Source organism: Pseudomonas weihenstephanensis (assembly GCF_016812185.1).
Taxonomy (GTDB): domain Bacteria; phylum Pseudomonadota; class Gammaproteobacteria; order Pseudomonadales; family Pseudomonadaceae; genus Aquipseudomonas; species Aquipseudomonas weihenstephanensis.
In genome coordinates, this window is sequence record NZ_JAAEBV010000001.1 from 333,661 (window position 1) to 355,882 (window position 22,222).

At 53.9% G+C, this 22,222-nt stretch carries 25 protein-coding genes, 1 tRNA gene and 1 pseudogene; 5 read left to right on the forward strand and 22 right to left on the reverse strand.

The features are described 5' to 3' along the window. Positions 1-588 precede the first annotated feature (588 nt). The 3 genes and pseudogenes from GYN01_RS01480 to GYN01_RS22615 all read right to left on the reverse strand — a co-directional run bounded on the left by GYN01_RS01480 (position 589) and on the right by GYN01_RS22615 (position 2,696). Positions 589-975, reverse strand: a complete 387-nt coding sequence (locus GYN01_RS01480) for a hypothetical protein (RefSeq protein ID WP_203306493.1) — start codon at positions 973-975, stop codon at positions 589-591. Next, positions 972-2,339 (reverse strand): hypothetical protein, encoded by a 1,368-nt coding sequence (locus GYN01_RS01485; protein ID WP_203306494.1) that lies wholly within the window; start codon positions 2,337-2,339, stop codon positions 972-974. Before GYN01_RS01485 ends, GYN01_RS01480 begins: the two co-directional genes overlap by 4 nt. 165 nt (positions 2,340-2,504) lie before the next feature. Further along, positions 2,505-2,696, reverse strand: a pseudogene (locus tag GYN01_RS22615) (tail protein X). Between GYN01_RS22615 and GYN01_RS01490 the strand changes: the two are divergent. After that, positions 2,604-3,479 carry a tyrosine-type recombinase/integrase gene (locus tag GYN01_RS01490; protein ID WP_420850376.1) on the forward strand — a complete coding sequence of 292 codons (876 nt, stop codon included), beginning with the start codon at positions 2,604-2,606 and terminating at the stop codon, positions 3,477-3,479. The pseudogene GYN01_RS22615 and the gene GYN01_RS01490 overlap by 93 nt on opposite strands. Positions 3,480-3,566: 87 nt before the next feature. Here the strand turns inward: GYN01_RS01490 and GYN01_RS01495 are convergent. From GYN01_RS01495 to thrS, 9 genes are all read right to left on the reverse strand, one after another. Continuing rightward, positions 3,567-3,643: transfer RNA gene (locus GYN01_RS01495), tRNA-Pro, on the reverse strand. A gap of 83 nt (positions 3,644-3,726) precedes the next feature. Continuing rightward, positions 3,727-4,083, reverse strand: a complete 357-nt coding sequence (locus GYN01_RS01500; protein ID WP_047275136.1) for a MerR family transcriptional regulator — start codon at positions 4,081-4,083, stop codon at positions 3,727-3,729. After that, a complete protein-coding gene (ihfA, locus tag GYN01_RS01505) occupies positions 4,064-4,366 on the reverse strand; it encodes an integration host factor subunit alpha (protein ID WP_002553164.1) in 303 nt (100 codons plus the stop codon). The genes GYN01_RS01500 and ihfA overlap by 20 nt, the downstream gene beginning before the upstream one ends. A 3-nt stretch (positions 4,367-4,369) precedes the next feature. Then, positions 4,370-6,748 carry a phenylalanine--tRNA ligase subunit beta gene (pheT, locus tag GYN01_RS01510; protein WP_048365678.1) on the reverse strand — a complete coding sequence of 793 codons (2,379 nt, stop codon included), beginning with the start codon at positions 6,746-6,748 and terminating at the stop codon, positions 4,370-4,372. Between the two features lie 26 nt (positions 6,749-6,774). Continuing rightward, positions 6,775-7,791, reverse strand: a complete 1,017-nt coding sequence (gene pheS / locus GYN01_RS01515; RefSeq protein WP_048365677.1) for a phenylalanine--tRNA ligase subunit alpha — start codon at positions 7,789-7,791, stop codon at positions 6,775-6,777. A 109-nt stretch (positions 7,792-7,900) separates the two neighbouring features. Next, on the reverse strand, positions 7,901-8,257 hold the full coding sequence (gene rplT / locus GYN01_RS01520) for a 50S ribosomal protein L20 (RefSeq protein WP_047275143.1): 357 nt from the start codon (positions 8,255-8,257) through the stop codon (positions 7,901-7,903). A 28-nt stretch (positions 8,258-8,285) separates the two neighbouring features. Beyond that, complete coding sequence (gene rpmI, locus GYN01_RS01525) at positions 8,286-8,480, reverse strand: 50S ribosomal protein L35 (protein WP_003442181.1); 195 nt, start codon at positions 8,478-8,480, stop codon at positions 8,286-8,288. Between the two features lie 59 nt (positions 8,481-8,539). Next, on the reverse strand, positions 8,540-9,091 hold the full coding sequence (gene infC / locus GYN01_RS01530) for a translation initiation factor IF-3 (protein ID WP_169916631.1): 552 nt from the start codon (positions 9,089-9,091) through the stop codon (positions 8,540-8,542). Then, a complete protein-coding gene (thrS, locus tag GYN01_RS01535) occupies positions 9,091-11,013 on the reverse strand; it encodes a threonine--tRNA ligase (RefSeq protein WP_203306783.1) in 1,923 nt (640 codons plus the stop codon). The genes infC and thrS overlap by 1 nt, the downstream gene beginning before the upstream one ends. A gap of 364 nt (positions 11,014-11,377) precedes the next feature. Between thrS and GYN01_RS01540 the strand changes: the two genes are divergently transcribed. Both GYN01_RS01540 and GYN01_RS01545 read left to right on the forward strand, forming a co-directional pair. After that, entirely contained in the window at positions 11,378-11,698 is a 321-nt protein-coding gene (locus GYN01_RS01540; protein WP_048399189.1) for a hypothetical protein, read from the forward strand. Between the two features lie 273 nt (positions 11,699-11,971). After that, positions 11,972-12,184 (forward strand): cold-shock protein, encoded by a 213-nt coding sequence (locus GYN01_RS01545; RefSeq protein ID WP_003179963.1) that lies wholly within the window; start codon positions 11,972-11,974, stop codon positions 12,182-12,184. Positions 12,185-12,258: 74 nt separating this feature from the next. Here the strand turns inward: GYN01_RS01545 and GYN01_RS01550 are convergent, their stop codons facing one another. Both GYN01_RS01550 and GYN01_RS01555 read right to left on the reverse strand, forming a co-directional pair. After that, entirely contained in the window at positions 12,259-12,567 is a 309-nt protein-coding gene (locus GYN01_RS01550; protein ID WP_048365673.1) for an I78 family peptidase inhibitor, read from the reverse strand. Between the two features lie 162 nt (positions 12,568-12,729). Further along, complete coding sequence (locus tag GYN01_RS01555; RefSeq protein ID WP_048399584.1) at positions 12,730-13,035, reverse strand: hypothetical protein; 306 nt, start codon at positions 13,033-13,035, stop codon at positions 12,730-12,732. Between the two features lie 144 nt (positions 13,036-13,179). Here GYN01_RS01555 and GYN01_RS01560 point away from each other — a divergent pair, with 144 nt between their 5' ends. Then, positions 13,180-13,374, forward strand: a complete 195-nt coding sequence (locus GYN01_RS01560) for a hypothetical protein (RefSeq protein WP_048365672.1) — start codon at positions 13,180-13,182, stop codon at positions 13,372-13,374. A gap of 33 nt (positions 13,375-13,407) precedes the next feature. Here the strand turns inward: GYN01_RS01560 and GYN01_RS01565 are convergent, their stop codons facing one another. The 7 genes from GYN01_RS01565 to GYN01_RS01595 are packed head-to-tail and all read right to left on the reverse strand — an operon-like array spanning position 13,408 to position 20,364. Further along, entirely contained in the window at positions 13,408-14,436 is a 1,029-nt protein-coding gene (locus GYN01_RS01565) for a nucleoside hydrolase (RefSeq protein ID WP_203306495.1), read from the reverse strand. Positions 14,437-14,461: 25 nt separating this feature from the next. Continuing rightward, positions 14,462-14,866, reverse strand: a complete 405-nt coding sequence (rbsD, locus tag GYN01_RS01570; protein ID WP_048399186.1) for a D-ribose pyranase — start codon at positions 14,864-14,866, stop codon at positions 14,462-14,464. Next, positions 14,863-15,783: a ribokinase gene (gene rbsK, locus GYN01_RS01575; protein WP_048365669.1), complete on the reverse strand. Its 921-nt coding sequence runs from the start codon at positions 15,781-15,783 to the stop codon at positions 14,863-14,865. The genes rbsD and rbsK overlap by 4 nt, the downstream gene beginning before the upstream one ends. Positions 15,784-15,793: 10 nt before the next feature. Beyond that, positions 15,794-16,825 carry a LacI family DNA-binding transcriptional regulator gene (locus GYN01_RS01580; protein ID WP_048399182.1) on the reverse strand — a complete coding sequence of 344 codons (1,032 nt, stop codon included), beginning with the start codon at positions 16,823-16,825 and terminating at the stop codon, positions 15,794-15,796. Between the two features lie 3 nt (positions 16,826-16,828). Beyond that, positions 16,829-17,806 carry an ABC transporter permease gene (locus tag GYN01_RS01585; protein WP_048365667.1) on the reverse strand — a complete coding sequence of 326 codons (978 nt, stop codon included), beginning with the start codon at positions 17,804-17,806 and terminating at the stop codon, positions 16,829-16,831. Next, positions 17,803-19,356 carry a sugar ABC transporter ATP-binding protein gene (locus GYN01_RS01590; protein WP_203306496.1) on the reverse strand — a complete coding sequence of 518 codons (1,554 nt, stop codon included), beginning with the start codon at positions 19,354-19,356 and terminating at the stop codon, positions 17,803-17,805. The genes GYN01_RS01585 and GYN01_RS01590 overlap by 4 nt, the downstream gene beginning before the upstream one ends. A gap of 54 nt (positions 19,357-19,410) precedes the next feature. Next, the gene (locus GYN01_RS01595) at positions 19,411-20,364 is read right to left on the reverse strand and encodes a substrate-binding domain-containing protein (protein ID WP_203306497.1); all 954 of its coding nucleotides are present in this window, start codon (positions 20,362-20,364) and stop codon (positions 19,411-19,413) included. 441 nt (positions 20,365-20,805) lie between these two features. Here GYN01_RS01595 and GYN01_RS01600 point away from each other — a divergent pair, with 441 nt between their 5' ends. Further along, entirely contained in the window at positions 20,806-21,885 is a 1,080-nt protein-coding gene (locus GYN01_RS01600; RefSeq protein WP_048365664.1) for an asparaginase, read from the forward strand. Positions 21,886-21,968: 83 nt separating this feature from the next. On the opposite strand, the gene GYN01_RS01605 is transcribed toward GYN01_RS01600, so the two are convergent. Further along, complete coding sequence (locus tag GYN01_RS01605) at positions 21,969-22,190, reverse strand: MbtH family protein (RefSeq protein ID WP_047275172.1); 222 nt, start codon at positions 22,188-22,190, stop codon at positions 21,969-21,971. Positions 22,191-22,222 lie beyond the last annotated feature (32 nt).

Below are 22,222 nucleotides of genomic sequence, written 5' to 3' on the forward strand. Positions count from 1 at the left end.
GATGTTGATATGAGTGGTTTGAATTGGAAGCTGATCGGCTACTTACAATCCAAGAGCAGGCTGTTGATAAGCGATCTTATAAAATCCCAAACTTAGTCACTGCTGCAAGACCCACCATAGTCAACAGAAGTGTGAGTCCAACCCACTGCAAGATCACTAGCTTGCGCTTGAGCGCCAAAGGGAACTTGTGCAAATCGTCAGGACTAATCTTGCCGCGCTTTAGGTAGGATTTGGGAAACGCGAGTACACTAGAAATACTACCCACGAGCAAAAGCTTGCCCCAAGGCCCACTGTGCTTAAGCGGGGTCAATGTATGAAGCAATGAGCTATTTCCCAGATGATCCAACATGTGGTCCATCTTTGTATACCCAAGATGTAGGCATACTCCAATCCAAATAAATGTCCCTCCAAAGTCAATTAAGCCCACTGACAAAAAAATCTTATCGCCGAAACTCATATTCATTGAGCAATCTCATAAATTATCAGCCCCTGGCTCTCCTCCGCCCACAATTTCTCGGGCTACGCCCCCTCCACCTACAACGACCTCAGCACAAATAAGGCAGTGCTGTTGATAGAACATGACTAACTTTACTTGTGCCAACCAACAACCTTGCCGACAACCCATAGTAAAAAAGCAAAGCTAAAAAGCACGATAATACTCCACTGCATGAATATCAGTTTTCGCCTAAGCGATGCCGGAAACGTAGATAGATCATCTGCACTTAGCTCACCTCTTTTAAGGTAAAAATTTGGGAATGTAATGATTCCGGATATGCCCCCAATCAGTAGTAGCTTGCCCCAGGGCCCACCGTTTCGCAGTGGAGCTCTAACCATGATCGCAGGGCAATTCTTCAAATGGGCTAACATCAAATCCGTCTTGGTAAAAGCCAAATAGAGAGCGACACCAATCCAAATTAAGACACCAAGAAGTACAGCGCCCCCGAGGTAACCGAATACAAACTCAGCCGCACTCATTTGCTGTGCTCATAGATAACCTCGCCAAGCTCTTCTCCAGCAGCCCCCAACACAACGCCTCCTGCAAGAGACCCGGCACTGACAACTACAATCCCGCAGACCAGTGTACCGATACCACCAGTGGGGACGCCTATAGCAAAACAAGCCCACCCGACAGTAGCGCCTGTCATCATTGCACCAGCAGCTGCCCCACCTGCAACGCCACCCACAAAACCTCCTGCCTCGGTGAATTTAACTTTTCGACATGCCTCGGTATCGCCCGCAGAGCAAACGTCCTGAACCTTCATATACGATGCCCCCCCGCCAATGGCGGTGCCGACCCAACCTCCGGCTTTTACATATTTCGCAGCCTTCGACACGCCCTCTATATGCGTCGCATACCCGGGTATCTGGTCAGCTCCCCCTGCTGCCGTCCAGCGATGAACCAGGCTACGACTGGAAATACCCAGCGCACTTTTCAAGTTCGGGTGGTCAGGAAGCCCAATGCTTTTGCGTGTTAACGCGGTAAGGTTCGTGTTCAGTTGAGCAAGCAGACGTTTACGTTCGGCGAAGAACTCTGCGGACGTAAGGCCACCCGTGGCCTGAAACGTCCTCACATGCAAGGCTTCGATATCCTTCATTAACCTCTGAACGTCATCCAGATGCTTGGAGAATATCGCCTCACCACCCCCTATCGCTGTCGCACCCCGCGCCAAGAACGTTTCAATTTCTTCTCGATGCCGAACCATGAACTCAGCTTCTTCTGGCGTCATCTCTTTAATAACGGCATTAGCCTTGGCCGCAACTTCCATCAGCATCGCTTCTTCACGCGTGCATTGCAGGTTATTCGGGTCGCTCAATACGATCATCGTACCGGCGTTGATCTTGCCAAGGTTTGGATTCAGCGCATCGAACTTGCTCATCACGGTGGGATTTTGTACCGAGAATAAAGCCGCTTTTAACTTTTCGCCCGTGGTGCTTTTAGGGACGACATAGAAGCCAGGCGCTTGCGGTTGCGGTTGCGGTTGCGGTTTGAAAATAGGTTCAGCTTCCGGCAACGGCGGTTTTTCCTGCTCAACAGGCATATGGAAACTGCCCGTCCAACCGCGTCCGGTGATGTGGAAATACTCGTTGAATGTGTCTTGGCTCAGCGGACTGAAGGGATCGTCTTTAACCAATAAAATGTCGCCCGCTTCTACGGCGTCTACGATTTCTTCATGGGTTAATTGTCGGCCATACGTTTGGATATCAAACAGGCTCAGCGTGGGCAAAGGCTTACATAAAGCGTCTTCGACTTCGAATTTGGCAAAGAAAGGGGCTTCGATCTCACTGAGACGACCCCCAAGTTCTTCTCGGTCGTCTGCATAAATCAGGCGCATGTGCATGTCGTATTTTCCTTAATCACCAGGGCCGATTAAAGCAGCGCCCCGTTCAGGTCAATCCATTGAAGTGCGCGGACTGTATCGGCCAGTTCAGCCAAGGGTCAATAAGACCTTTCCCATAATGACGGAGGGTCTATCTCTTTTATTCGTCGATGAAGCACTAGAAGTTCAAGCCCACAACAGCACCACCTCATCACTCGGCACGGGCAAATCTGGCAAGTGAATAACCAGCCCCGCCCGAAACTGCACCTCATCGGCCAGCCCTTAATTGGCATCGAGCACGGCCTCGACCGTACCATTGAGGTGGCCAAGGGGACGCTCGGACTGTACGCCGTTCACTTCAGACACTTCAGACGGCATTTCGAGGGTAAGGCAGTCGATCAGATAACCATTCGCATGGTTGCAGAACTACTCGACACCTTGACACCCCGCAGTGCCAATCAAAGCCGCGAGCTGCTGGTAGACATTTTCAACCATGCTGCATCGAACGGCTTATGCCCTGACAATCCGGCATCAAGCACGATCAACCGTATCGAGAAGAAGCAGCGCAAACGCCATACCGTCGAAGGCCTCAAGGCAATACGAGACGTAGCTCCAGGTTGGCTACGCAACGCCATCGACTTGGCACTGATCACCGCTCAACGGCGCTCGGACATTTTGGATATGCGATTTGATGGTGTCCGGGATGGCTACCTGTACCTGGTGCAAAAGAAGACAGCCAAGGCCAGCGATACTGCGTGGATTCGTTTCAAGGTGACTGACGAATTGCAGGCCGTTATCACGCGTTGCCGTGACAACGTCGCCTCGCCCTTCCTCATCCATCGTAAGCCGCGACGACTGCTACAAAAGCAGGCGCAGACCAAAGAGCACTGGACCAAGGTTGAAGATCGGTTTTTGACGCGCTCTTTCAAAGAGGCGCGAGAGCTTGCTGGCTGTTATGCGGATTGGAAAGAAGAGGAAATGCCTGGCTTTCACGAAGTGCGCGCGCTGTCGCTGCACCTGTACAAAAGAGCCGGTAAGGATGGGCAAACAATTGCGGGCCATGCCAGCGAGACCATGACCAAAAACTACCAGAAAGACCACGCCGATGTGATCTGGTCGGATGCGATTCCAGACCTGAATATCAGCGAAATTACCGGATAGTTTTGCGCGCATTTTGCGCCAGTTTTGCGCAAGGCAGAAACGAGAAAGGGAATCAAAGGCCTAAACCCTTGATTCCCTTACAGAATATGGTCGGGACGGAGTGATTCGAACACTCGACCCCTAGCACCCCATGCTAGTGCGCTACCGGACTGCGCTACGCCCCGACTAGGCGTTAGAACGACTTGCTATAACAAACGCTGTTGAATATACCTCATGCTTTCAGAATGCGAAAGCATTTGATCACGCATTATTTACGGAGAATCAGCAAAACGTCCTCCAGCTCGGAGATTGTTTGACGTATCAATTGCTTGTACTGCGTTGTGTCATCTTTGGCCTCATCACCAGAAAGACGCAAACGCGCCCCGCCAATAGTGAAGCCTTGGTCATAAAGCAAAGCGCGTATCTGCCGGATCATCAGCACATCCTGTCGCTGATAATACCGGCGGTTACCGCGGCGCTTTACGGGGTTGAGTTGAGGAAACTCTTGCTCCCAATACCTCAGAACATGCGGTTTAACCGCACATAACTCACTTACTTCGCCTATGGCGAAGTAGCGTTTGCCTGGTATTGGCGGGAGCTCGTCGTTATGACTTGGTTCCAGCATAAGCCTCTACTCGGGCCTTCAACTTCTGCCCTGGACGAAAGGTGACCACACGGCGTGCCGTGATCGGGATTTCCTCTCCCGTTTTCGGATTACGGCCAGGCCGCTGTCGCTTGTCACGCAGATCAAAATTGCCAAAACCTGACAGCTTGACCTGTTCATTGTCTTCAAGAGCGTGCCTGATTTCTTCGAAAAACAACTCAACCAACTCTTTGGCTTCGCGTTTATTCAGGCCTAGCTCTTCATAAAGACGTTCCGCCATCTCAGCTTTCGTCAGAGCCCCCATACGTCACTTCCTTAACGTGGCGTTCAACCTTTGTTCGAGCGAGGTGAGGATATTTTGCGTAGTAGTATTCACCTCATCGTCATTAAGAGTGCGCGATGGATGCTGCCAGGTCAAGCCAACTGCAAGGCTTTTTCTATTTGGATCAATACCTTTACCTTGATAAACGTCAAAAAGCCTTAGGTCTGTCAGCCACTCTCCTGCATTTTCACGAATGACTTTCAGGACATCGCTGGCCGCTACGTTGCAATCAGCAATCAACGCCAAGTCTCGACGCACTTCGGGAAAGCGCGAGAGTTCTTGGAATTTAGGCATTTTACCCAAGGCAACTTCAGCCAATACCATCTCAAAGACAAATACAGGTCGATCGAGGCCCAGCTTTTTTGACAGCTCAGGGTGGACTGCACCTACATACCCCACCTCTCGACCATCGCGCTCGATACGAGCGGTTTGACCCGGGTGCAGCGCCGGATGCTTGCCAGGCACAAAAGTGAAAGCATTCAGAGCACCTGCGAATCCAAGAACAGCCTCAACGTCTGCCTTAACATCGAAAAAATCCACAGTATCACGACCCTGCGCCCAGCCTTCTGGCAAGCGCGAGCCACAGACTACGCCTGCCAACATTGGCTCTTGCTTCAGGCCTTCCAACTGCCCCACGAAACGCAGTCCACTTTCGAACAAACGAACACGATCTTGTTGACGGTTGAGGTTGTGCTGCAGCGATTTGATCAAGCCTGGCCACAAGGACGCACGCATCGCCGCCATGTCGTTAGAAATCGGGTTAGCCAGCAGCAAGGGTTCAACACCCGGACTGAATAGCTCGAACTGCTTAGGATCGATGAAGCTATAGGTGATGGCTTCTTGATAACCGCGTGCGACTAACAGGCGACGAAGCTCTGGCAGGTCGCTGCGTGCTTCAGCTTTGGCTTGTGGCGCCAAGCGAGCTTGCGGGTAGCGAACCGGCAGGCGGTTGTAGCCGTACAATCGCGCGAGCTCTTCAATCAAGTCGACTTCAAGACTGATATCAAAGCGGTGACTAGGTACTTCTACGCGCCACTGCCCTGCGGTTTCTGCTGTGACGGTCAGACCCAGTGCGCGCAGCAAGCGCTCAACCTCAGCCGGGTCCATCTCCATGCCAAGCATCTGACTGATACGCGCGGCCCGCAGAGTTATAGGGGCAATCGACGGCAAGTACTGTTCGTTGACGGTTTCGATGATCGGACCCGCTTCACCGCCCGCGATGTCTAGCAGCAAGCCAGTGGCTCGCTCCATAGCCTCACGCGCCAGCTTCCAGTCCACGCCGCGCTCATAACGGTGCGAAGCATCCGTGTGCAGACCATACGAACGGGCTTTACCCGCTACAACGATCTGATCGAAGAACGCACTTTCAAGGAAGATGTTACGTGTTGTTGAGGTTACACCGCTGTGCTCGCCACCCATGACACCCGCTATGGCTAACGCACGCTGATGATCAGCAATTACAAGCGTATCGCTACGCAAGGTAATTTCCTGACCATCAAGGAGTACCAGTTTCTCTCCCTCCTCAGCCATACGCACTCGGATACCGCCATGGATCTGAGCGAGATCAAACGCATGAAGCGGCTGCCCCAGCTCAAGCATCACATAGTTGGTAATATCCACGGCCGCGTCGATACTGCGTACGTCGGCGCGACGCAAACGCTCAACCATCCACAAGGGTGTAGGCCGTGATAAATCCACGTTACGAATGATACGGCCCAGGTAGCGCGGACATGCTGGCGGGGCAAGCACGTCGACTGGGAGGACTTCGTCGTGTACGGCAGCAACAGGTGCTACAACTGGACGCGTCACTTGGGCAGCATATAAGGCGCCCACTTCACGGGCCAGACCTGCCAACGAGAGGCAGTCACCACGGTTCGGGGTCAGATCGACTTCAATGCTGGCATCTTCAAGCTGCAGGTAGGCACGAATATCCTCACCCACCGGCGCATCGGCTGGAAGCTCCATCAGCCCGTCATTGCCTTCACCGACTTGCAGCTCAGCTTGCGAGCACAGCATGCCGTTTGACTCAACGCCGCGTAGCTTGGCCTTCTTTATTTTGAAGTCGCCCGGCAGTTCGGCACCCAACATGGCAAACGGTATTTTCAGACCCGGACGCACATTCGGCGCTCCGCAAACGACCTGAAAAGTTTCGGCACCATTACTGACCTGACAAATGCGCAGCTTGTCGGCATCAGGGTGCTGCTCAGTGCTCAGCACCTCACCCACCACAACACCACTGAAAACACCGGCAGCCGGGGTAACACTATCAACCTCAAGACCCGCCATCGACAGACGAGCAACCAGCTCATCTCGACTTACCTGCGGATTAACCCAACCACGCAGCCATTGTTCACTGAATTTCATTCTGCTCTCCTAAGAATCCGTTACGACTAGCGAAATTGCGCAAGAAACCGCAAGTCGTTGTCGAAGAACAGACGCAAGTCGTTCACGCCGTAACGCAGCATGGCCAAACGCTCTACCCCCATACCAAAGGCAAAGCCCGAGAATTCTTCCGGGTCAATCCCGGACATACGCAGCACGTTCGGGTGAACCATGCCGCACCCCATAACCTCAAGCCAACCGGTCTGCTTGCAAACGCGGCAACCTTTACCGCTGCACATCACGCATTCCATATCAACTTCGGCCGATGGCTCTGTGAACGGGAAGTACGAAGGACGGAAACGAACAGCCAGTTCTTTTTCGAAAAATACCCGCAAGAACTCTTCGATAGTGCCTTTGAGGTCAGCAAAATTGATGTCACGATCGACCAACAAGCCCTCTACCTGGTGGAACATTGGCGAGTGAGTGATATCGGAGTCGCTGCGATAAACACGGCCTGGGCAGACGATGCGAATCGGGGGCTGCTTGGATTCCATGGTGCGGACCTGTACCGGTGAGGTATGGGTGCGCAACAGCATGTTCGCATTGAAATAAAAGGTGTCATGCATCGACCGGGCCGGATGATGGCCTGGGATGTTGAGCGCCTCAAAATTATGGTAATCGTCCTCAACTTCCGGGCCTTCGGCGATGCCGTAGCCAATATGAGTGAAGAACTGCTCAATGCGCTCCAGAGTCCGGGTGACCGGATGGAGACCGCCTGAGGTCTGGCCGCGGCCAGGCAGGGTCACGTCAATGGATTCGGCAGACAGTTTGGCGGCCAGTTCAGCCTCTTCAAACAGTGCCTTACGCGCATTGAGAACCTCTGTTACACGCTCCTTGGCAACGTTGATCAGGGCGCCGACTTGCGGACGCTCCTCTGCAGGCAAATTCCCCAGGGTCTTCATCACCTGAGTCAACTCACCTTTCTTGCCAAGGTACAGAACCCGGATTTGCTCCAGGGCATTGATGTCTTCCGCGCTTTGCACAGCCTCTAGTGCTTGGGCGACCAGCGCATCCAGGTTTTCCATGTACAGACTCCAGATACAAAATAGGGGAAGAGCTTAAAGGCTCTTCCCCTATTTATGACGTTTAGTATCCGAGCTCACACAGGTAGGCCCGGATGACTGTCGGGGGTACTTAAGCCAAAGTGGCTTTAGCTTTCTCGACAATCGCAGCAAACGCCGCTTTTTCGTTCACTGCCAGATCAGCCAGAACCTTACGGTCGATCTCGATGGACGCTTTTTTCAGGCCGGCGATGAAACGGCTGTAAGACAGACCGTTGATACGTGCACCAGCGTTGATACGAGCGATCCACAGAGCGCGGAACTGACGTTTTTTCTGACGACGGTCACGGTAGGCGTATTGGCCTGCCTTGATTACCGCTTGCTTGGCAACACGGAATACGCGGGAGCGTGCGCCGTAGTAGCCTTTAGCCAGTTTCAGAATTTTTTTGTGACGTTTACGGGCGACAACGCCACGCTTTACACGAGCCATGAGTTACTTCCTCTATTCTTGACCGAAATTAGCAAAGGCGCAGCATGCGCTTCACTTTTGCCACGTCAGACGGATGCAGCAAGCTGCTACCGCGCAGTTGACGCTTACGCTTAGTCGACATTTTGGTCAGGATGTGGCTCTTGAAAGCGTGCTTGTGCTTGATGCCGTTAGCAGTTTTCAGAAACCGCTTAGCAGCACCACTTTTAGTTTTCATCTTTGGCATGTTCGGTACTCCGCATTCAGTTGATAAACATAATCAGAAGGCCTGCCGTGCCCAATTGATTACTTCTTCTTTTTCGGGGCGATGACCATGATCAGCTGGCGTCCTTCCATCTTAGGATGCTGTTCGACGGTACCGTATTCCGCGAGGTCAGCTTCAACCCGCTTCAACAGTTCCATACCCAGCTCCTGGTGGGCCATCTCACGGCCGCGGAATCGTAACGATACCTTGGCCCTGTCCCCATCACTCAGGAAACGTACCAGGTTGCGCAGTTTTACCTGGTAATCCCCTTCCTCCGTCCCTGGACGAAACTTGATTTCTTTAACCTGGATCTGTTTCTGGTTTTTCTTTGCAGCGGCAACCTGCTTCTTCTTTTCGAAGATCGATTTGCCGTAGTCCATCAGCTTACAAACTGGGGGTACTGCATCAGCGGAAATTTCCACCAAATCCAGTTTGGCCTCTTCAGCTTTAAGAAGCGCGTCTTCAATTGACACAATCCCAAGCTGCTCGCCTTCAGCCCCAATTAACCGAACCTCGCGTGCAGAGATATTCTCGTTGATCGGGGCTTTCGGTGCAGCTCGTTTATCTTGTCTCATTTCACGCTTAATAATAATTACTCCGAATCATGGCGACCACGCCGGGAAACCGCTTGTGCGAGGAATTCAGCGAATTGCGCGACGGGCATAGAGCCCAGGTCAGCACCTTCACGTGTACGCACAGCGACAGTCTGCATCTCGACTTCCCGATCTCCGATAACCAAGAGATAAGGAACCTTGAGCAAAGTATGCTCGCGGATTTTAAAGCCGATCTTTTCATTTCTCAAGTCAGACTTGGCACGAAATCCGCTCTGATTGAGAATTTTTTCAACTTCAGCAGCAAATTCTGCCTGTTTATCAGTGATATTCATGATCACTGCCTGAGTTGGCGCTAGCCACGCAGGGAACGCACCTTCGTAATGCTCGATCAGAATACCGACGAAACGCTCGAACGATCCGAGGATCGCGCGATGCAGCATGACAGGGTGCTTGCGGCTATTGTCTTCAGACACATATTCTGCGCCAAGACGGATAGGCAGGTTGAAATCGAGCTGTAAGGTACCACACTGCCAGACACGACCCAGACAATCTTTCAAAGAAAATTCAATCTTGGGTCCGTAGAAAGCACCTTCACCCGGCTGCAAATCATACGCCAGGCCAGCACTATCAAGGGCTGAAGCCAGCGCGCTCTCAGCGCGATCCCACAACTCATCTGAACCCACGCGCTTTTCCGGGCGCGTCGAAAGCTTCAGCTCGATGTCTTTGAAACCGAAATCTGCGTAAACATCCAGCGTTAACTTGATGAACGCTGCGGACTCCGCCTGCATTTGCTCTTCTGTGCAGAAAATATGCGCATCGTCTTGCGTAAAAGCCCGAACCCGCATGATGCCGTGCAAAGCACCCGACGGCTCGTTACGGTGGCAAGCACCGAATTCAGCCAAACGCAGCGGCAACTCACGGTAGCTTTTCAGGCCTTGATTGAAAACTTGCACATGGCACGGACAGTTCATCGGTTTGATCGCGTAATCGCGGTTTTCCGACTCAGTGGTGAACATGTTTTCAGCATAGTTAGCCCAGTGACCGGACTTTTCCCACAAGCTGCGATCCACAACCTGAGGCGTCTTGATCTCCAGGTAACCGTTATCACGCTGCACTTTGCGCATGTATTGCTCAAGCACTTGATACAGCGTCCAGCCATTCGGGTGCCAGAACACCATGCCCGGCGCTTCTTCTTGTGTATGGAACAGACCCAGGCGTTTGCCGATTTTACGGTGATCGCGCTTTTCAGCCTCTTCGATACGCTGGATGTAGGCTGCCAGCTGCTTTTTATCCGCCCAGGCGGTGCCGTAAATACGCTGCAACTGCTCGTTCTTGGCATCGCCGCGCCAGTAAGCGCCCGACAATTTAGTCAGCTTGAAGGATTTCAGGAAGCGCGTATTAGGCACGTGAGGCCCGCGACACATATCGACGTATTCTTCGTGAAAGTACAGGCCCATCGCCTGCTCATCGGGCATGTCCTCGATCAGGCGAAGTTTGTAGTCTTCACCGCGTTCAGAGAACAGCTCGATAACTTCTGCGCGAGGCGTGACCTTTTTGATCACGTCGTAGTCTTTCTCGATCAGCTGCTGCATACGCTGCTCAATAGCAGCCATGTCATCCGGCGTGAAGGGACGATCATAGAAAATATCGTAGTAAAAACCTTCCTGAATGACAGGACCAATGACCATTTTGGCCGTTGGGTACAGCTGCTTCACTGCATGGCCTACCAAGTGGGCGCAAGAGTGACGAATGATCTCCAGCCCCTCTTCATCTTTAGGCGTGATGATTTGCAGAGTGGCGTCATTTTCAATCAGATCGCACGCATCAACCAGTTTGCCGTTGACCTTGCCGGCCACGGTGGCTTTTGCCAGACCTGCGCCAATCGATGCTGCAACATCGGCAACAGAGACTGCATGATCGAACGAACGTTGACTGCCGTCGGGAAGAGTAATAGTTGGCATGGCGCCTCCTCTCCTAGTGGTGACCCCTACCAAAGGTCACGTGGGTTGGGATGAGCCAGTACGCGATTCGGTGGTGAGCCTGCCTCACAGTGGCAGGAGCCTTGCGGCCAACCATTTACCGAACCAGAGTGACTGGAGTTCAAATCAAAAAGGGTATATGGCTCTGTTCCGGGGCTAACACTGAATGCACCGAGAAAAAAGCCAAGGGCGGCATGCTAGCACAGATGCCTGGTTGATGCAGCGTACCCCGGCATTCAACGCTTCAGGCTGCCCTTTTTTGCATAATGCTGAACTTGAGCTGCACTTGTGCCCTCAAATACACCGTGAATCACGTTCGACTTAAATGTCCAAGAAGGAGCATCACATGCGCTTGAATCCTCTGTTTGCTTTCGCTGCCCCTCTGGCACTGCTTATTCCTTTAAGCGCTCACGCCGATAACTGGCCTGCAGGCGCTAAAAATGACTACATGAAGGACTGCGTTGCAGCCGCCAGCCAAAGCGTCGATGTAAAGACAGCTCAACAGCATTGCGCCTGCGGTGCTGACAAATTATCCGAAAAGTTTTCGACTGCCGAAATCACGCAGCTAATGAGCAAGACCACTCAGCCTAGTGCCGAACTACGCACCAAAGCCCTGGATGCAATTCAGACCTGCCGCGCTGAGAAAAAGCCCGCGACCAAAGGCTGAGCAAGTGTTTTCGTGAGTAAAAACGACTTAAAAAGCACTTATCTTTAAAAAAAAATCATTCACAGCAGCTTTTTTTTAAAGCGTTTTTCGACCCCAAACCCCCATAAAATGGGGGCCATGGCGGTTTTCAGCAACACATACACGCTAACAATTGTGCAAACTGTGACTCAGGGGGGGTTCCAAACCGTACATTTCGACTATGATAGCCAAGTGTGCCCAGTTGGCCTGAGCAACACAGTACTACTGAAAATATAAGTTTCTTGGAGATACACCATGTCTAATCGCCAAACCGGCACCGTAAAATGGTTCAACGATGAAAAAGGCTTCGGCTTCATCACTCCTCAAGGTGGCGGTGACGACCTGTTCGTACACTTCAAAGCTATCGAAAGCGACGGTTTCAAAAGCCTGAAAGAAGGCCAGACTGTTTCCTTCGTGGCTGAGAAAGGCCAAAAGGGTATGCAAGCTGCGCAGGTTCGTCCGGAGTAAATCTCCTTCGAACAAAAAAACCCCGTCCATGTGACGGGGTTTTTTATGCCTGATAGAACGCTAAACCGCTGCGCCTAACCGCAATTCACGCGCGTAATGATCGCGTTATCGTCGGCATTCAGGTTCAGTCGATCAGAACGATATTCCAGCGTCATAACGTCGTGCGGCCCCAGAATGCGCGCATTCTGCGCCCCGGCCTTGACTCGAGCCTGCTCCAGAAGCTCAGAGGAGGCTTTTTTACCGATCACAAACGCTGCGGCTTGAGCGTCGCACCGGCGGTGTCCAGCGTCTTGTGTCACCTCGTTGTCAGAACTCGGTGTGGTGCAGCCAGATAAGACCAGCACCGCCAACAACGAACCCAATGGCATTAGCTTCCAGGACATGAAACCTCCTTAAATTGAATGAGCGAAGCCTTTGCGACAGCTGTATCGCAAAGAGGTTGCACGGCACAAAGCAACAAAACACCTCATGACCGAAAGGCGCGTGATTCTGAACGAAAAATTGGCTATTGCTCAGCCACAATCGTCACGGCATGTGTGCACGCTCTAGTACACGTCAATGTAGTCAAAAGCAGGATTGGGCCAGTTCTCTTTGAGCGCATTGAAAATCTGCATCACCCAAACCTCATCGCTGGCCGCAACGATGCCCACGTACCCCGACCCTGCCGCCCAGGTTTCCAGCCTGAACAGCAGCCCGTCGATATCGGCTCCACCTACGACGCCGACAGACAGATACGCAATGCCTGCTTTCGTTACGCGCAACTGCGTATGCACATCATCGCTGGCAGAGGCCAGCAACTGGCGTACGGCGTCAATGGTGAGCGCATCCGCTTTGTTCAAATCAATGCTTATCATCCACCTGCCCCTCAAAAAGGCCAAGTGTGACACGCACCCGTCACTGATGGGCCTAAGGATTGGGGCACGACGGCCTCCAACGCTGGTGGCTTATCGATAGCATTTTGCTAAAATCGCGGTTTTAAACGCCATGAGATAACCATGATCACGGTCACGATTGACGCAAACATCAAGGCAAAGTGGTCTCAAGGCCAGTGTTCATACAGCCCGGGCACCCCTGAAGAACTGGCGATTATCGGGATTGATCTGCTGGTCAAGGCGCTGGGGAAAGACGCTGCGCACGTATTTGTCAGCCAGATTTTCGAGAAGTATGGAGACATGTCCCGCGCAACATGACGTTGCGCAGACATGCGTCTGCGCACTTTCTGGTTATTTCAAGCGCCCTAAACGAGCCGTTAGCAAATCAAAAAAACCTTGGGCGTTTCCGTTTTCGACCCAAAATGCATTTTTTGGCTGATCTAAGGTGTTATACCAATCAGCAATGGTCTGACCAAACGTCGGGCCTTCGCGCGTATCAATCACAAGATTGACTTCACGCCCTGTAAACAAGCCAGGCTCCAGTAAATACGCGATAACACTGGCATCGTGCACCGGTCCACCTGGCAAACCATAGTGCTCCATGTCCCCTTTCACGTATTCATTCAAAATACCGCCTACCAGCTTCCCGGCCGTATTACCCAACGATGCAATTTGCTTTAACCGCGCGTCGCTGGTGAGGATTTTGTGTGTCACATCCAGCGGTATATAAGTCAGCTTGACCCCGCTGTTTAGCACCACATCGGCCGCATGTGGATCTGCGTACAGATTGAACTCTGCGACCGGAGTGATATTGCCGCCGTTAAAGTGCGCCCCCCCCATTACCACCACTTCTTTAATGCCCTTGGCAATGCCAGGAGCCTGGGTCAACGCCAGCGCAAGATTGGTCTGAGGCCCCAGCATGGCAATGGTCACACTGCCAGGCTTGGCAGCCGTAAGCGTTTCGATCAGGTAGTTGACTGCATTTTTGGACTCAAGACCTTTGGCAGGCTCATGCACAGGCACACCCGTTATGCCCTCCTGACCATGAATGTTCTCAGCGTAGATAGGCGAGCGAACCAGTGGGCGTGGCGCACCCGCGTACACCGGAATCTCTTCGCGCCCTGCCCACTCACGCGCCAGGCGCGCATTGCGCGAGGTTTTATCCAGGCGCACATTCCCGGCCACCGTGGTAATCGCGCGCACGTTCAATTGCTCTGGAGACGCCAGTGCCAACAGCAAAGCAACCACATCATCAGCCCCCGGATCGGTGTCGATGATGAGATCTATCTTTTCTGCAGCCTGAGCACTTGAAAGCGTGATAGCTGACAAAAACAAGACACTCCTGATGACTTGAGGCAGACGTGGTGTAAAGCGTGGCATAACCGAATTCCTGTATTGAACGTTATTAAAATGTAACACCCGCAAACAACGCGATATTGCTGTAAGGACGACACTCCCCCGTACGCACGATCACTTTTGCCTGCCGGCATAAGTCTTTGAACGCATCATGTGAAAGCAGGCACCTGACCCCCAACTCGGTCCGAATTGCGTGCGCCTCGATACTGTCCAGCGCGGCACTGGGCACCAGCAGCAGCTCGTGGGCCAGTGCATGACTTTGCACCTGCATTTCACTCAATACGGTCCGTAAGGTGCTAGCGAAGTCCGGCACGCCTTGAGTCAAGGCCAGGTCGATCAACTCAACACCTTTGGGCACCGGCAAACCGGCATCTGCAATCACCACGATGTCTCCATGGCCCAACGATGCAATGAGCCGGGAGAGCGCAATATTCAATAAAGGCGTCTTTTTCATGACGGTGAAAACCCCTCAACGTCCGATAAATAAGGAATAGAGGGTTGAGCGCCTGAGCGTGTGACCGACAAGGCCGCCGCCACCTGGGCAAATCGGATGGCTTGATCCTCGCTACGACCAGCGGCCAGTGCGGCAGAAAACGCACCGACAAAGGTGTCGCCAGCGGCCGTCGCGTCAACCGCCAGCACCTTGGGCGCCGCAAAATGCACCGCCCGTTGCTCGCTGACAAACAGAGCGCCCTGAGCGCCAAGCGTGACAATGACCTTGCCTGCACCGAACCCCATCAACGTGCGCGCCGCCAATTCGGCTGAGTCGAGTGAGTCGACAACCACACCGCTGAGTGCCTGCGCTTCACTTTCATTGGGAATCAAATAATCAACAGCGTCATACCACTCAACCGGCAATGGGCCGCTGGCCGGCGCCGGGTTGAGAATGACGGTTTTATTCAGCGCTCGCCCCCGATCGAGCGTGTAACCCACAGTGCTCATTGGCACCTCAAGCTGACACACAATCACATCGGCTTTTTGCAATGCGCTATCACACGCATCAATGTCTTGTGACACCAGGCACGCATTAGTACCCGGCACGACCACGATGGTGTTCTGACTGTTGGCATCGACCACAATCAACGCCACGCCACTGACGCCACCTTCAACGTTACGCACACCTTGGCAATCAATCTGTTCGGCCAACAGCCCCTCGCGCAATTGCAGGCCATACGCGTCACTGCCCACGCACCCTATCATCGCCACCTGCGCGCCAAGCCTCGCCGCTGCAACCGCCTGATTAGCCCCTTTGCCCCCGTGCACGGTCGCCAATGAATGACCAAAGAGCGTCTCGCCCGGTTGAGGCAATCGCTCGGTACGCGTTACCAGATCCATATTCAGACTGCCAACCACTACGACATTTGCTTGCATGTATCGACACTCATCCATTGGATTGCTGTGGGTATTGCAAGGCTACGTCGTACGGCCCTGTGGACTCTCGCAATACGATGCTGGGCGCAACAATCAACTGTTCGACGGCCTGCTGCGGTGTAGCAATACGTCGTAATAAAACCTGTGCGGCGGTTTCACCCAGTTGCAGGATCGACTGCCCCACCGTGGTCAAGGCCGGGTACACATAACGGCTCATTTGCACATCATCAAAACCGATGACAGACAACTGCTCGGGCACCCGAATGTGCCGCTCGGCAGCTGCGCGCAGCACACCAATACCCATCATGTCGTTGCACGCAAAAATGGCCGACGGCCTGTCGCCGCTCAACAAGCGGCCCGCCGCCTCATAGCCACCCGTACAACTGAAGTCACTCTCGATCATCCAGTCGTCGTTGGGTGTCACGCCCGCCTCGCTCAGCGCACGCAGATAACCGGCCTTGCGCATGTGGGCCACGCTAGTGATGGCTGGCCCGCCAATGCACGCGATTGCGCGATGCCCCAGATCAAGCAGGTGCCGTGTAGCGAGATAAGCGCCCTGCTCGTGATCGATTCGCACCAGATCGGCATCTATGCCTTCAAGGCTGCGGTCGACGATCACCATCGGTGTGCGAACCCCCGCCAACCCGCTGGCAAGGCCCGCATTCCCCCCCGCAGAGGCGACCACCAGCCCATCGACGCGTTTTTCCAGCAACACGCGCAAATAGCTGCGTTGCTTGTCGGGGTCATCGTCGCAATTACACAGGATCACGCAGTAATTGTTGCGCTCGCAATAATCCTCGATGCCCCGCGCCAACTCAGCGAAATAGGGGTTGAGGCTATTGGCAACCAGCAGGCCAATGGTTGCCGTGCTTTTGGCCTTCAAGGATCGAGCGACAGCGCTGGGCACGTAGTCAAGGCGCGCAATGGCCTCTTCCACTTTCAACCGCACGGGTTCACTCACCGGGCGCGTTTTGTTCAACACATGAGAGACCGTTGTGTAGGAAATCCCTGCCAGTGCCGCGACATCTTTAATCGTTGCCATTGCTTAATTCCGTCGACGTGCTCGTTGACTGCGGTAAGTGTCCAGAATCACTGCTATCACAATGACAGCACCGGTAATAATACGCTTGGTCGGCTCCGTTGCGCCGATTTGGGCCAATCCGGCCGCCAGCACCGAAATAATCAGCACACCAAAAAACGTGCTGATGACCGAGCCACGTCCGCCCATCAAGCTTGTGCCGCCGATCACCACGGCAGCAATGACCTGCAATTCAAGGCCAGAACCCGCATTGGGATCTGCGGCCTCAAGACGCGAAACCTGGAACAACGCCGCCACACCAGCCAGTAAACCCATCAGGCTGAACACCAGCACCTTATAAGGTTTGGGGTTGATACCCGCCAGCCGCACCGCCTCTTCGTTGGTACCAATGGCGATCAGGTAACGACCAAATACCGTTCGGGTCAGTACTGCTTGAGCCATCAGGATCACCAGTAAAGCGATGATGAACGAAGGCGCGATGCCAAACGCAATCGGGTTGGACAGCCATGCAAAGGCGTCACCGATATAAGCCGTGCGCGAGCCTGTCATTTGATACGCCGCGCCACGCGCCATTTCCAGCACACCCAGTGACACGATGAACGAGGGAATACGCCAAGCAACGGTGATCGAACCCGTGATCGTTCCGGCCAATGCCGCGCACCCCATACCCAGCAACGCAGCAGGCAACACGCCCCACCCCCAGCCGAGTATTGCCACGCTCACCACCGAGGCTGCCAGCGCCAGTACCGAACCCACCGACAAGTCGATGCCGCCGATAATCAGCACGAACGTCATACCGACCGCGAGCACCATCAGGTCCGGGATCTGGTTGGCCAATGTGCTCAGGGTGTCATAGGAAAAGAAGTGATCACTGAGGCTGGAGAACAACACCACCATGCCCAGCAAAGCCCCCGCCAACCCCAAGTACGTCCCCATCCCATAGAAATTGTGTGCAGCTTTGTGCACCGAGGCAGCCGTTTTCATGACGCATCCTTTGGCGTTACTGGCGTGAGTAACGCATCGTGTTTTTGATAACCGGCAAATGCTGCAGCCAGCAGTTGCTCCTGACTCCAGGACCCGCGCTCGAAGGTGTCGATCAAACGCCCGGCAGAGAGCACGCCGATCCGATCACAAATCAGCATCAGCTCACGTAAATCACTGGACACCACCACCAACGCTTTGCCTTGGCGCGTTAGCTCACCCAGCAAACGATAAATATCGAATTTGGCGCCGATATCAATGCCGCGGGTAGGTTCGTCAAACAGTAATACGGTGCAGTCGCGTTCTAGCCAGCGGCCGATGACGACCTTCTGCTGATTGCCGCCCGACAATTGCGCAACCATTTGATCAGGCCCGGAGCTGCGAATGCCCATCGCGTCTATCTGACGCTGAGCCAGAGCGTCTTGAGCAATACCGTTAACAACCCCTGCGCGGGAGATGCGAGGCATATTGCCCAGGCCGAGATTGGCGCCGATGGATTGACTCATGAGCAAGCCTTCGCCTTTGCGGTCTTCGGTGATCAGGGCGATACCCTGCTTAACCGCGTCAACCGGCGAACGGATACTCACCACCTGCAAAGGTGAACCCACGGCTACCGAGCCGCTGTCAGCGGTGTCTGCGCCATAAATCAGGCGCAAAAGCTCGGTGCGCCCTGCCCCGATCAAGCCAGAAACACCAAAAATTTCGCCCGTTCGGACCTCAAAAGAGACATCCAGCACTTTGTTCGAGCGGCACAGGCCCTTCACCTGCAACACAGGCGCCCCAAGCTGGCGGGGCCCCATATCCAGATGATCACCCAGCTCTCGCCCCACCATCAGGTTGACCAGTTGCTGGCTGTCGTAATTGGCCATCGGCTCGACACACACCAGGCAACCATCACGCAATACCGCAATGCGCTGCGCCACCCGTGCCAGCTCTTCAAGGCGATGCGAGATGTAGACGATGGCAACCCCGCGCGCTTGTAGTTGCGCGATCTGCACAAATAACAGCTCAACTTCACGTCCGGTGAGCATGGCCGTGGGTTCGTCGAGAATCAGCACATGGCAGTCGCCGATCAAATTGCGCGCAATTTCGACCATCTGCTGATGGCCAACGCCCAATTCTCCTACCAATGTATCGGGGTCTATCGCTTCAAGCCCAACGTGCGCCATTGCTTCAATCGCCGCCTGGCGCAGCTTTTTACGGCTGATCCACCCCCCACGGCTGGGCAGATTATCGAGAAACAGATTCTCAGCCACCGTCAGTGTCGGCAGCAGATTGAGTTCTTGCATGACCATGCGCACACCCAGGCGCTCAGCCTGCGCCCGGCTGCCTGGCGTATAAGGCTGGCCATTGAACTGCATCTGGCCGGTGGTAGGCGTTTCCAGGCCGCCGATGATTTTCGACAGCGTACTTTTGCCGGCACCATTTTCACCGGTCAACGCCAACACTTCGCCACGATTCAGGGTCAAATCGATGCCGCTCAACACAGGCTGCGAATAGGTTTTACCAATCCCACTGACTGAAAGGGCCACTCCGGCTACAGGAGTCGTCATAGAGCATCTCCGAACACCTGCTCAACCGAACAGGTGCTCCGGGCAGGAGGAAATTTAAGGTTGGGTGACCAGTTGAACCGGGGTATCAATCACACCCTCTTTGAGGTTTTCAACCGGCTCTTTCTTGATCAGCTTGAGCGCCGTTTCGATACCAAAAACAGCCTGCTGGGCAGCAGCCTGATCCGCAGTGGCAACGACACGACCATCCTTGAGCATCGGTTTGATGGCATCGATATTGTCATACCCCACCACCAACACCTTACCGGTCTTGCCCGCCGCCCGAATGGCCGAGACCGCACCGATCGCCATGCTGTCGTTACCGGCCAGCAGCGCTTTTATGTTCGGGTATTCACTGAGCATGGCAGCCGCTTTCTTGTTACCGCCATCAATCTCCCAATCCCCCGATTGCACCGAGACCACGTTCATCTGCGCCGCGTGCATGGCGTCCTTGAAGCCTGCCGTGCGCTGCTGGGCATTGGTGGTGGTCGACACCCCCTCAATAATTCCAACCTCGTCCCCCACGCTCAGTTTGGCCGCCAGAAACTCGCCCACCTTACGCGCGCCATCACGGTTGTTAGGCCCGACAAATGGCACGTCGAGGTGCTTGGCTTTCAACACTTGAGGGTCTAGCTGATTGTCGATATTGACCACCACGATGCCGGCTTTGCGAGCTTTATCAATGGTCGAGATCAGCGCCTTGGAGTCTGCTGGCGCAATAACCAGCCCGTCGACTTTGGCGATGATCATCTGATTGATGATGTCGACCTGACCCGCGGTATCGGTTTCGTTCTTGATCCCGTTGGAGATCAAGTCGAAATCAGCCGGATGCTGTTGTTGATAGGCCTTGGCGCCATCGGCCATGGTGACGAAGAACTCATTGGCCAGCGACTTCATCACGAGGCCGATCTTCGGTTTTTCAGGGGTATCTGCGTGGGCAACAGGAAGGGATAAAGAGGTCGCCGCCAACATGGCGACAGCGAGAAGACGTCCAGCAAAGGGCAGCTTCATGGGAGCACTCCGATCTTATGATTATTGTGAGCAACATCCTGTTTACGCGAAGTAGCAGGTCGACAGCTACAACCGACCTTGTGTGTTTTCAGACACTTAGAAAAAGCACAAGTAAAAGCAGCGCGCAAACGTTTGCTTGAACCTCACTATGGAAACCCGTTTCGTATTTGTCAACGTCAAAAAATGGCGTCATAAAACCGACGAACGGACGCATCTCCGAACAAAAAACCTGCCGGACATTCGGGAAACCGTCCAATAGAGGAAAGACAGAGGGTGAAATATTTACTTTTTTTGATATAAATCAATTAGTTGTAGAAATTTCTGAGAACCCTTCGCATTGGCACAAATCATGCGTCCTTAAGACCAGCGCGTGGCCAGTGGATGGCGCGCGCCGTGCTAGGTGTATGTGCATCAGCACTCTCATCATTAAGAGAGAACATAATGAAAACAGCTGTGTTGAAATCGATTGTTCCGGGCGCTTTGGCCCTTCTGCTAGCCCTGCCAACTGCTCAGGCGCAAGAAACCGCTACTAAGCCCAATGTGATCATCCTGGCCACGGGCGGCACCATCGCGGGTGCTGGCGCCAGTGCTGCTAACAGCGCGACCTACACCGCTGCCAAAGTGGGTATCGACCAACTGATCGCCGGTGTACCCGAGCTGAGCCAATTGGCCAACGTGCGTGGCGAGCAAGTGATGCAGATCGCGTCCGAAAGCATCACCAACGACAACCTGCTGCAACTGGGCCGCCGTGTTGCTGAGCTGGCTGACAGCAAAGACGTTGATGGCATCGTGATCACGCACGGCACCGACACCCTGGAAGAAACCGCTTACTTCCTCAACCTGGTCGAAAAAACCGACAAGCCTATTGTGGTTGTGGGTTCCATGCGTCCAGGCACCGCCATGTCCGCAGACGGCATGCTGAACCTGTACAACGCTGTGGCGGTCGCCGGCAGCAAAGAAGCGCGCGGCAAAGGCGTACTGGTCACCATGAACGACGAAATCCAGTCGGGCCGTGATGTCAGCAAAATGATGAACATCAAGACCGAAGCCTTCAAAAGCCCTTGGGGCCCGCTGGGTATGGTCGTTGAAGGAAAATCCTACTGGTTCCGCTTGCCTGCCAAGCGTCACACCCTGGATTCTGAATTCGACATCAAAAACATCAAGAGCCTGCCAAACGTAGGCATCGCCTACTCCTATGGCAACGTTGATGACACTGCCTACAAAGCACTGGCTCAATCGGGCGCTAAAGCCATCATCCACGTAGGCACTGGCAACGGTTCCGTTTCTTCGCGTGTGGTTCCGACCCTGCAAGCCCTGCGTAAAGATGGCGTGCAGATCATCCGTTCGTCTCACGTGAATAACGGCGGTTTCGTACTGCGTAACGCAGAACAGCCTGACGACAAAAATGATTGGGTGGTTGCACACGACCTCAACCCACAGAAAGCCCGCATCCTGGCGATGGTTGCACTGACCAAAACCCAAGACAGCAAAGAATTGCAGCGGATGTTCTGGGAGTACTAAGTCACGCGGAATCACTTCCCTGTGAGCATTAAAAAAGCCAACTGACAGTCTGCTGTCAGTTGGCTTTTTTGTGAGCCGTCGCTTCAGTGCGTTGCCACGGCGTCCATTTTCTGGCGCAAGCTCAGCGGACGCATGTCCGTCCACACCTCTTCGATATAAGCCAGGCACTCCGGCTTCAAGCCGCTTTTGCCCACTGCGCGCCAGCCGTTGGGAATGGCCTTGTAATCGGGCCAGATCGAATACTGGTCTTCGTGGTTCACCACCACCTGAAAGAGAATGTCGTCGCGGTCAAATACTGAACTCATGTGCGGGTCTCCGTCGCAGCAATCTGGCTGCG

What these genes read in the sequence shown, in the direction of transcription:
- ihfA (WP_002553164.1), bottom strand. Translation starts at nt 4,366, where the DNA reads ATGGGGGCTCTGACGAAAGCTGAGATGGCGGAACGTCTTTATGAAGAG.
- GYN01_RS01480 (WP_203306493.1), bottom strand. Translation starts at nt 975, where the DNA reads ATGAGTGCGGCTGAGTTTGTATTCGGTTACCTCGGGGGCGCTGTACTT.
- rpmI (WP_003442181.1), bottom strand. Translation starts at nt 8,480, where the DNA reads ATGCCAAAGATGAAAACTAAAAGTGGTGCTGCTAAGCGGTTTCTGAAA.
- GYN01_RS01605 (WP_047275172.1), bottom strand. Translation starts at nt 22,190, where the DNA reads ATGAGTTCAGTATTTGACCGCGACGACATTCTCTTTCAGGTGGTGGTG.
- GYN01_RS01545 (WP_003179963.1), top strand. Translation starts at nt 11,972, where the DNA reads ATGTCTAATCGCCAAACCGGCACCGTAAAATGGTTCAACGATGAAAAA.
- GYN01_RS01565 (WP_203306495.1), bottom strand. Translation starts at nt 14,436, where the DNA reads ATGCCACGCTTTACACCACGTCTGCCTCAAGTCATCAGGAGTGTCTTG.
- GYN01_RS01600 (WP_048365664.1), top strand. Translation starts at nt 20,806, where the DNA reads ATGAAAACAGCTGTGTTGAAATCGATTGTTCCGGGCGCTTTGGCCCTT.
- GYN01_RS01595 (WP_203306497.1), bottom strand. Translation starts at nt 20,364, where the DNA reads ATGAAGCTGCCCTTTGCTGGACGTCTTCTCGCTGTCGCCATGTTGGCG.
- GYN01_RS01550 (WP_048365673.1), bottom strand. Translation starts at nt 12,567, where the DNA reads ATGTCCTGGAAGCTAATGCCATTGGGTTCGTTGTTGGCGGTGCTGGTC.
- GYN01_RS01485 (WP_203306494.1), bottom strand. Translation starts at nt 2,339, where the DNA reads ATGCACATGCGCCTGATTTATGCAGACGACCGAGAAGAACTTGGGGGT.
- GYN01_RS01585 (WP_048365667.1), bottom strand. Translation starts at nt 17,806, where the DNA reads ATGAAAACGGCTGCCTCGGTGCACAAAGCTGCACACAATTTCTATGGG.
- GYN01_RS01500 (WP_047275136.1), bottom strand. Translation starts at nt 4,083, where the DNA reads ATGCTGGAACCAAGTCATAACGACGAGCTCCCGCCAATACCAGGCAAA.
- GYN01_RS01560 (WP_048365672.1), top strand. Translation starts at nt 13,180, where the DNA reads ATGATCACGGTCACGATTGACGCAAACATCAAGGCAAAGTGGTCTCAA.
- rbsD (WP_048399186.1), bottom strand. Translation starts at nt 14,866, where the DNA reads ATGAAAAAGACGCCTTTATTGAATATTGCGCTCTCCCGGCTCATTGCA.
- GYN01_RS01540 (WP_048399189.1), top strand. Translation starts at nt 11,378, where the DNA reads ATGCGCTTGAATCCTCTGTTTGCTTTCGCTGCCCCTCTGGCACTGCTT.
- thrS (WP_203306783.1), bottom strand. Translation starts at nt 11,013, where the DNA reads ATGCCAACTATTACTCTTCCCGACGGCAGTCAACGTTCGTTCGATCAT.
- GYN01_RS01580 (WP_048399182.1), bottom strand. Translation starts at nt 16,825, where the DNA reads ATGGCAACGATTAAAGATGTCGCGGCACTGGCAGGGATTTCCTACACA.
- rplT (WP_047275143.1), bottom strand. Translation starts at nt 8,257, where the DNA reads ATGGCTCGTGTAAAGCGTGGCGTTGTCGCCCGTAAACGTCACAAAAAA.
- pheT (WP_048365678.1), bottom strand. Translation starts at nt 6,748, where the DNA reads ATGAAATTCAGTGAACAATGGCTGCGTGGTTGGGTTAATCCGCAGGTA.
- rbsK (WP_048365669.1), bottom strand. Translation starts at nt 15,783, where the DNA reads ATGCAAGCAAATGTCGTAGTGGTTGGCAGTCTGAATATGGATCTGGTA.
- GYN01_RS01590 (WP_203306496.1), bottom strand. Translation starts at nt 19,356, where the DNA reads ATGACGACTCCTGTAGCCGGAGTGGCCCTTTCAGTCAGTGGGATTGGT.
- pheS (WP_048365677.1), bottom strand. Translation starts at nt 7,791, where the DNA reads ATGGAAAACCTGGATGCGCTGGTCGCCCAAGCACTAGAGGCTGTGCAA.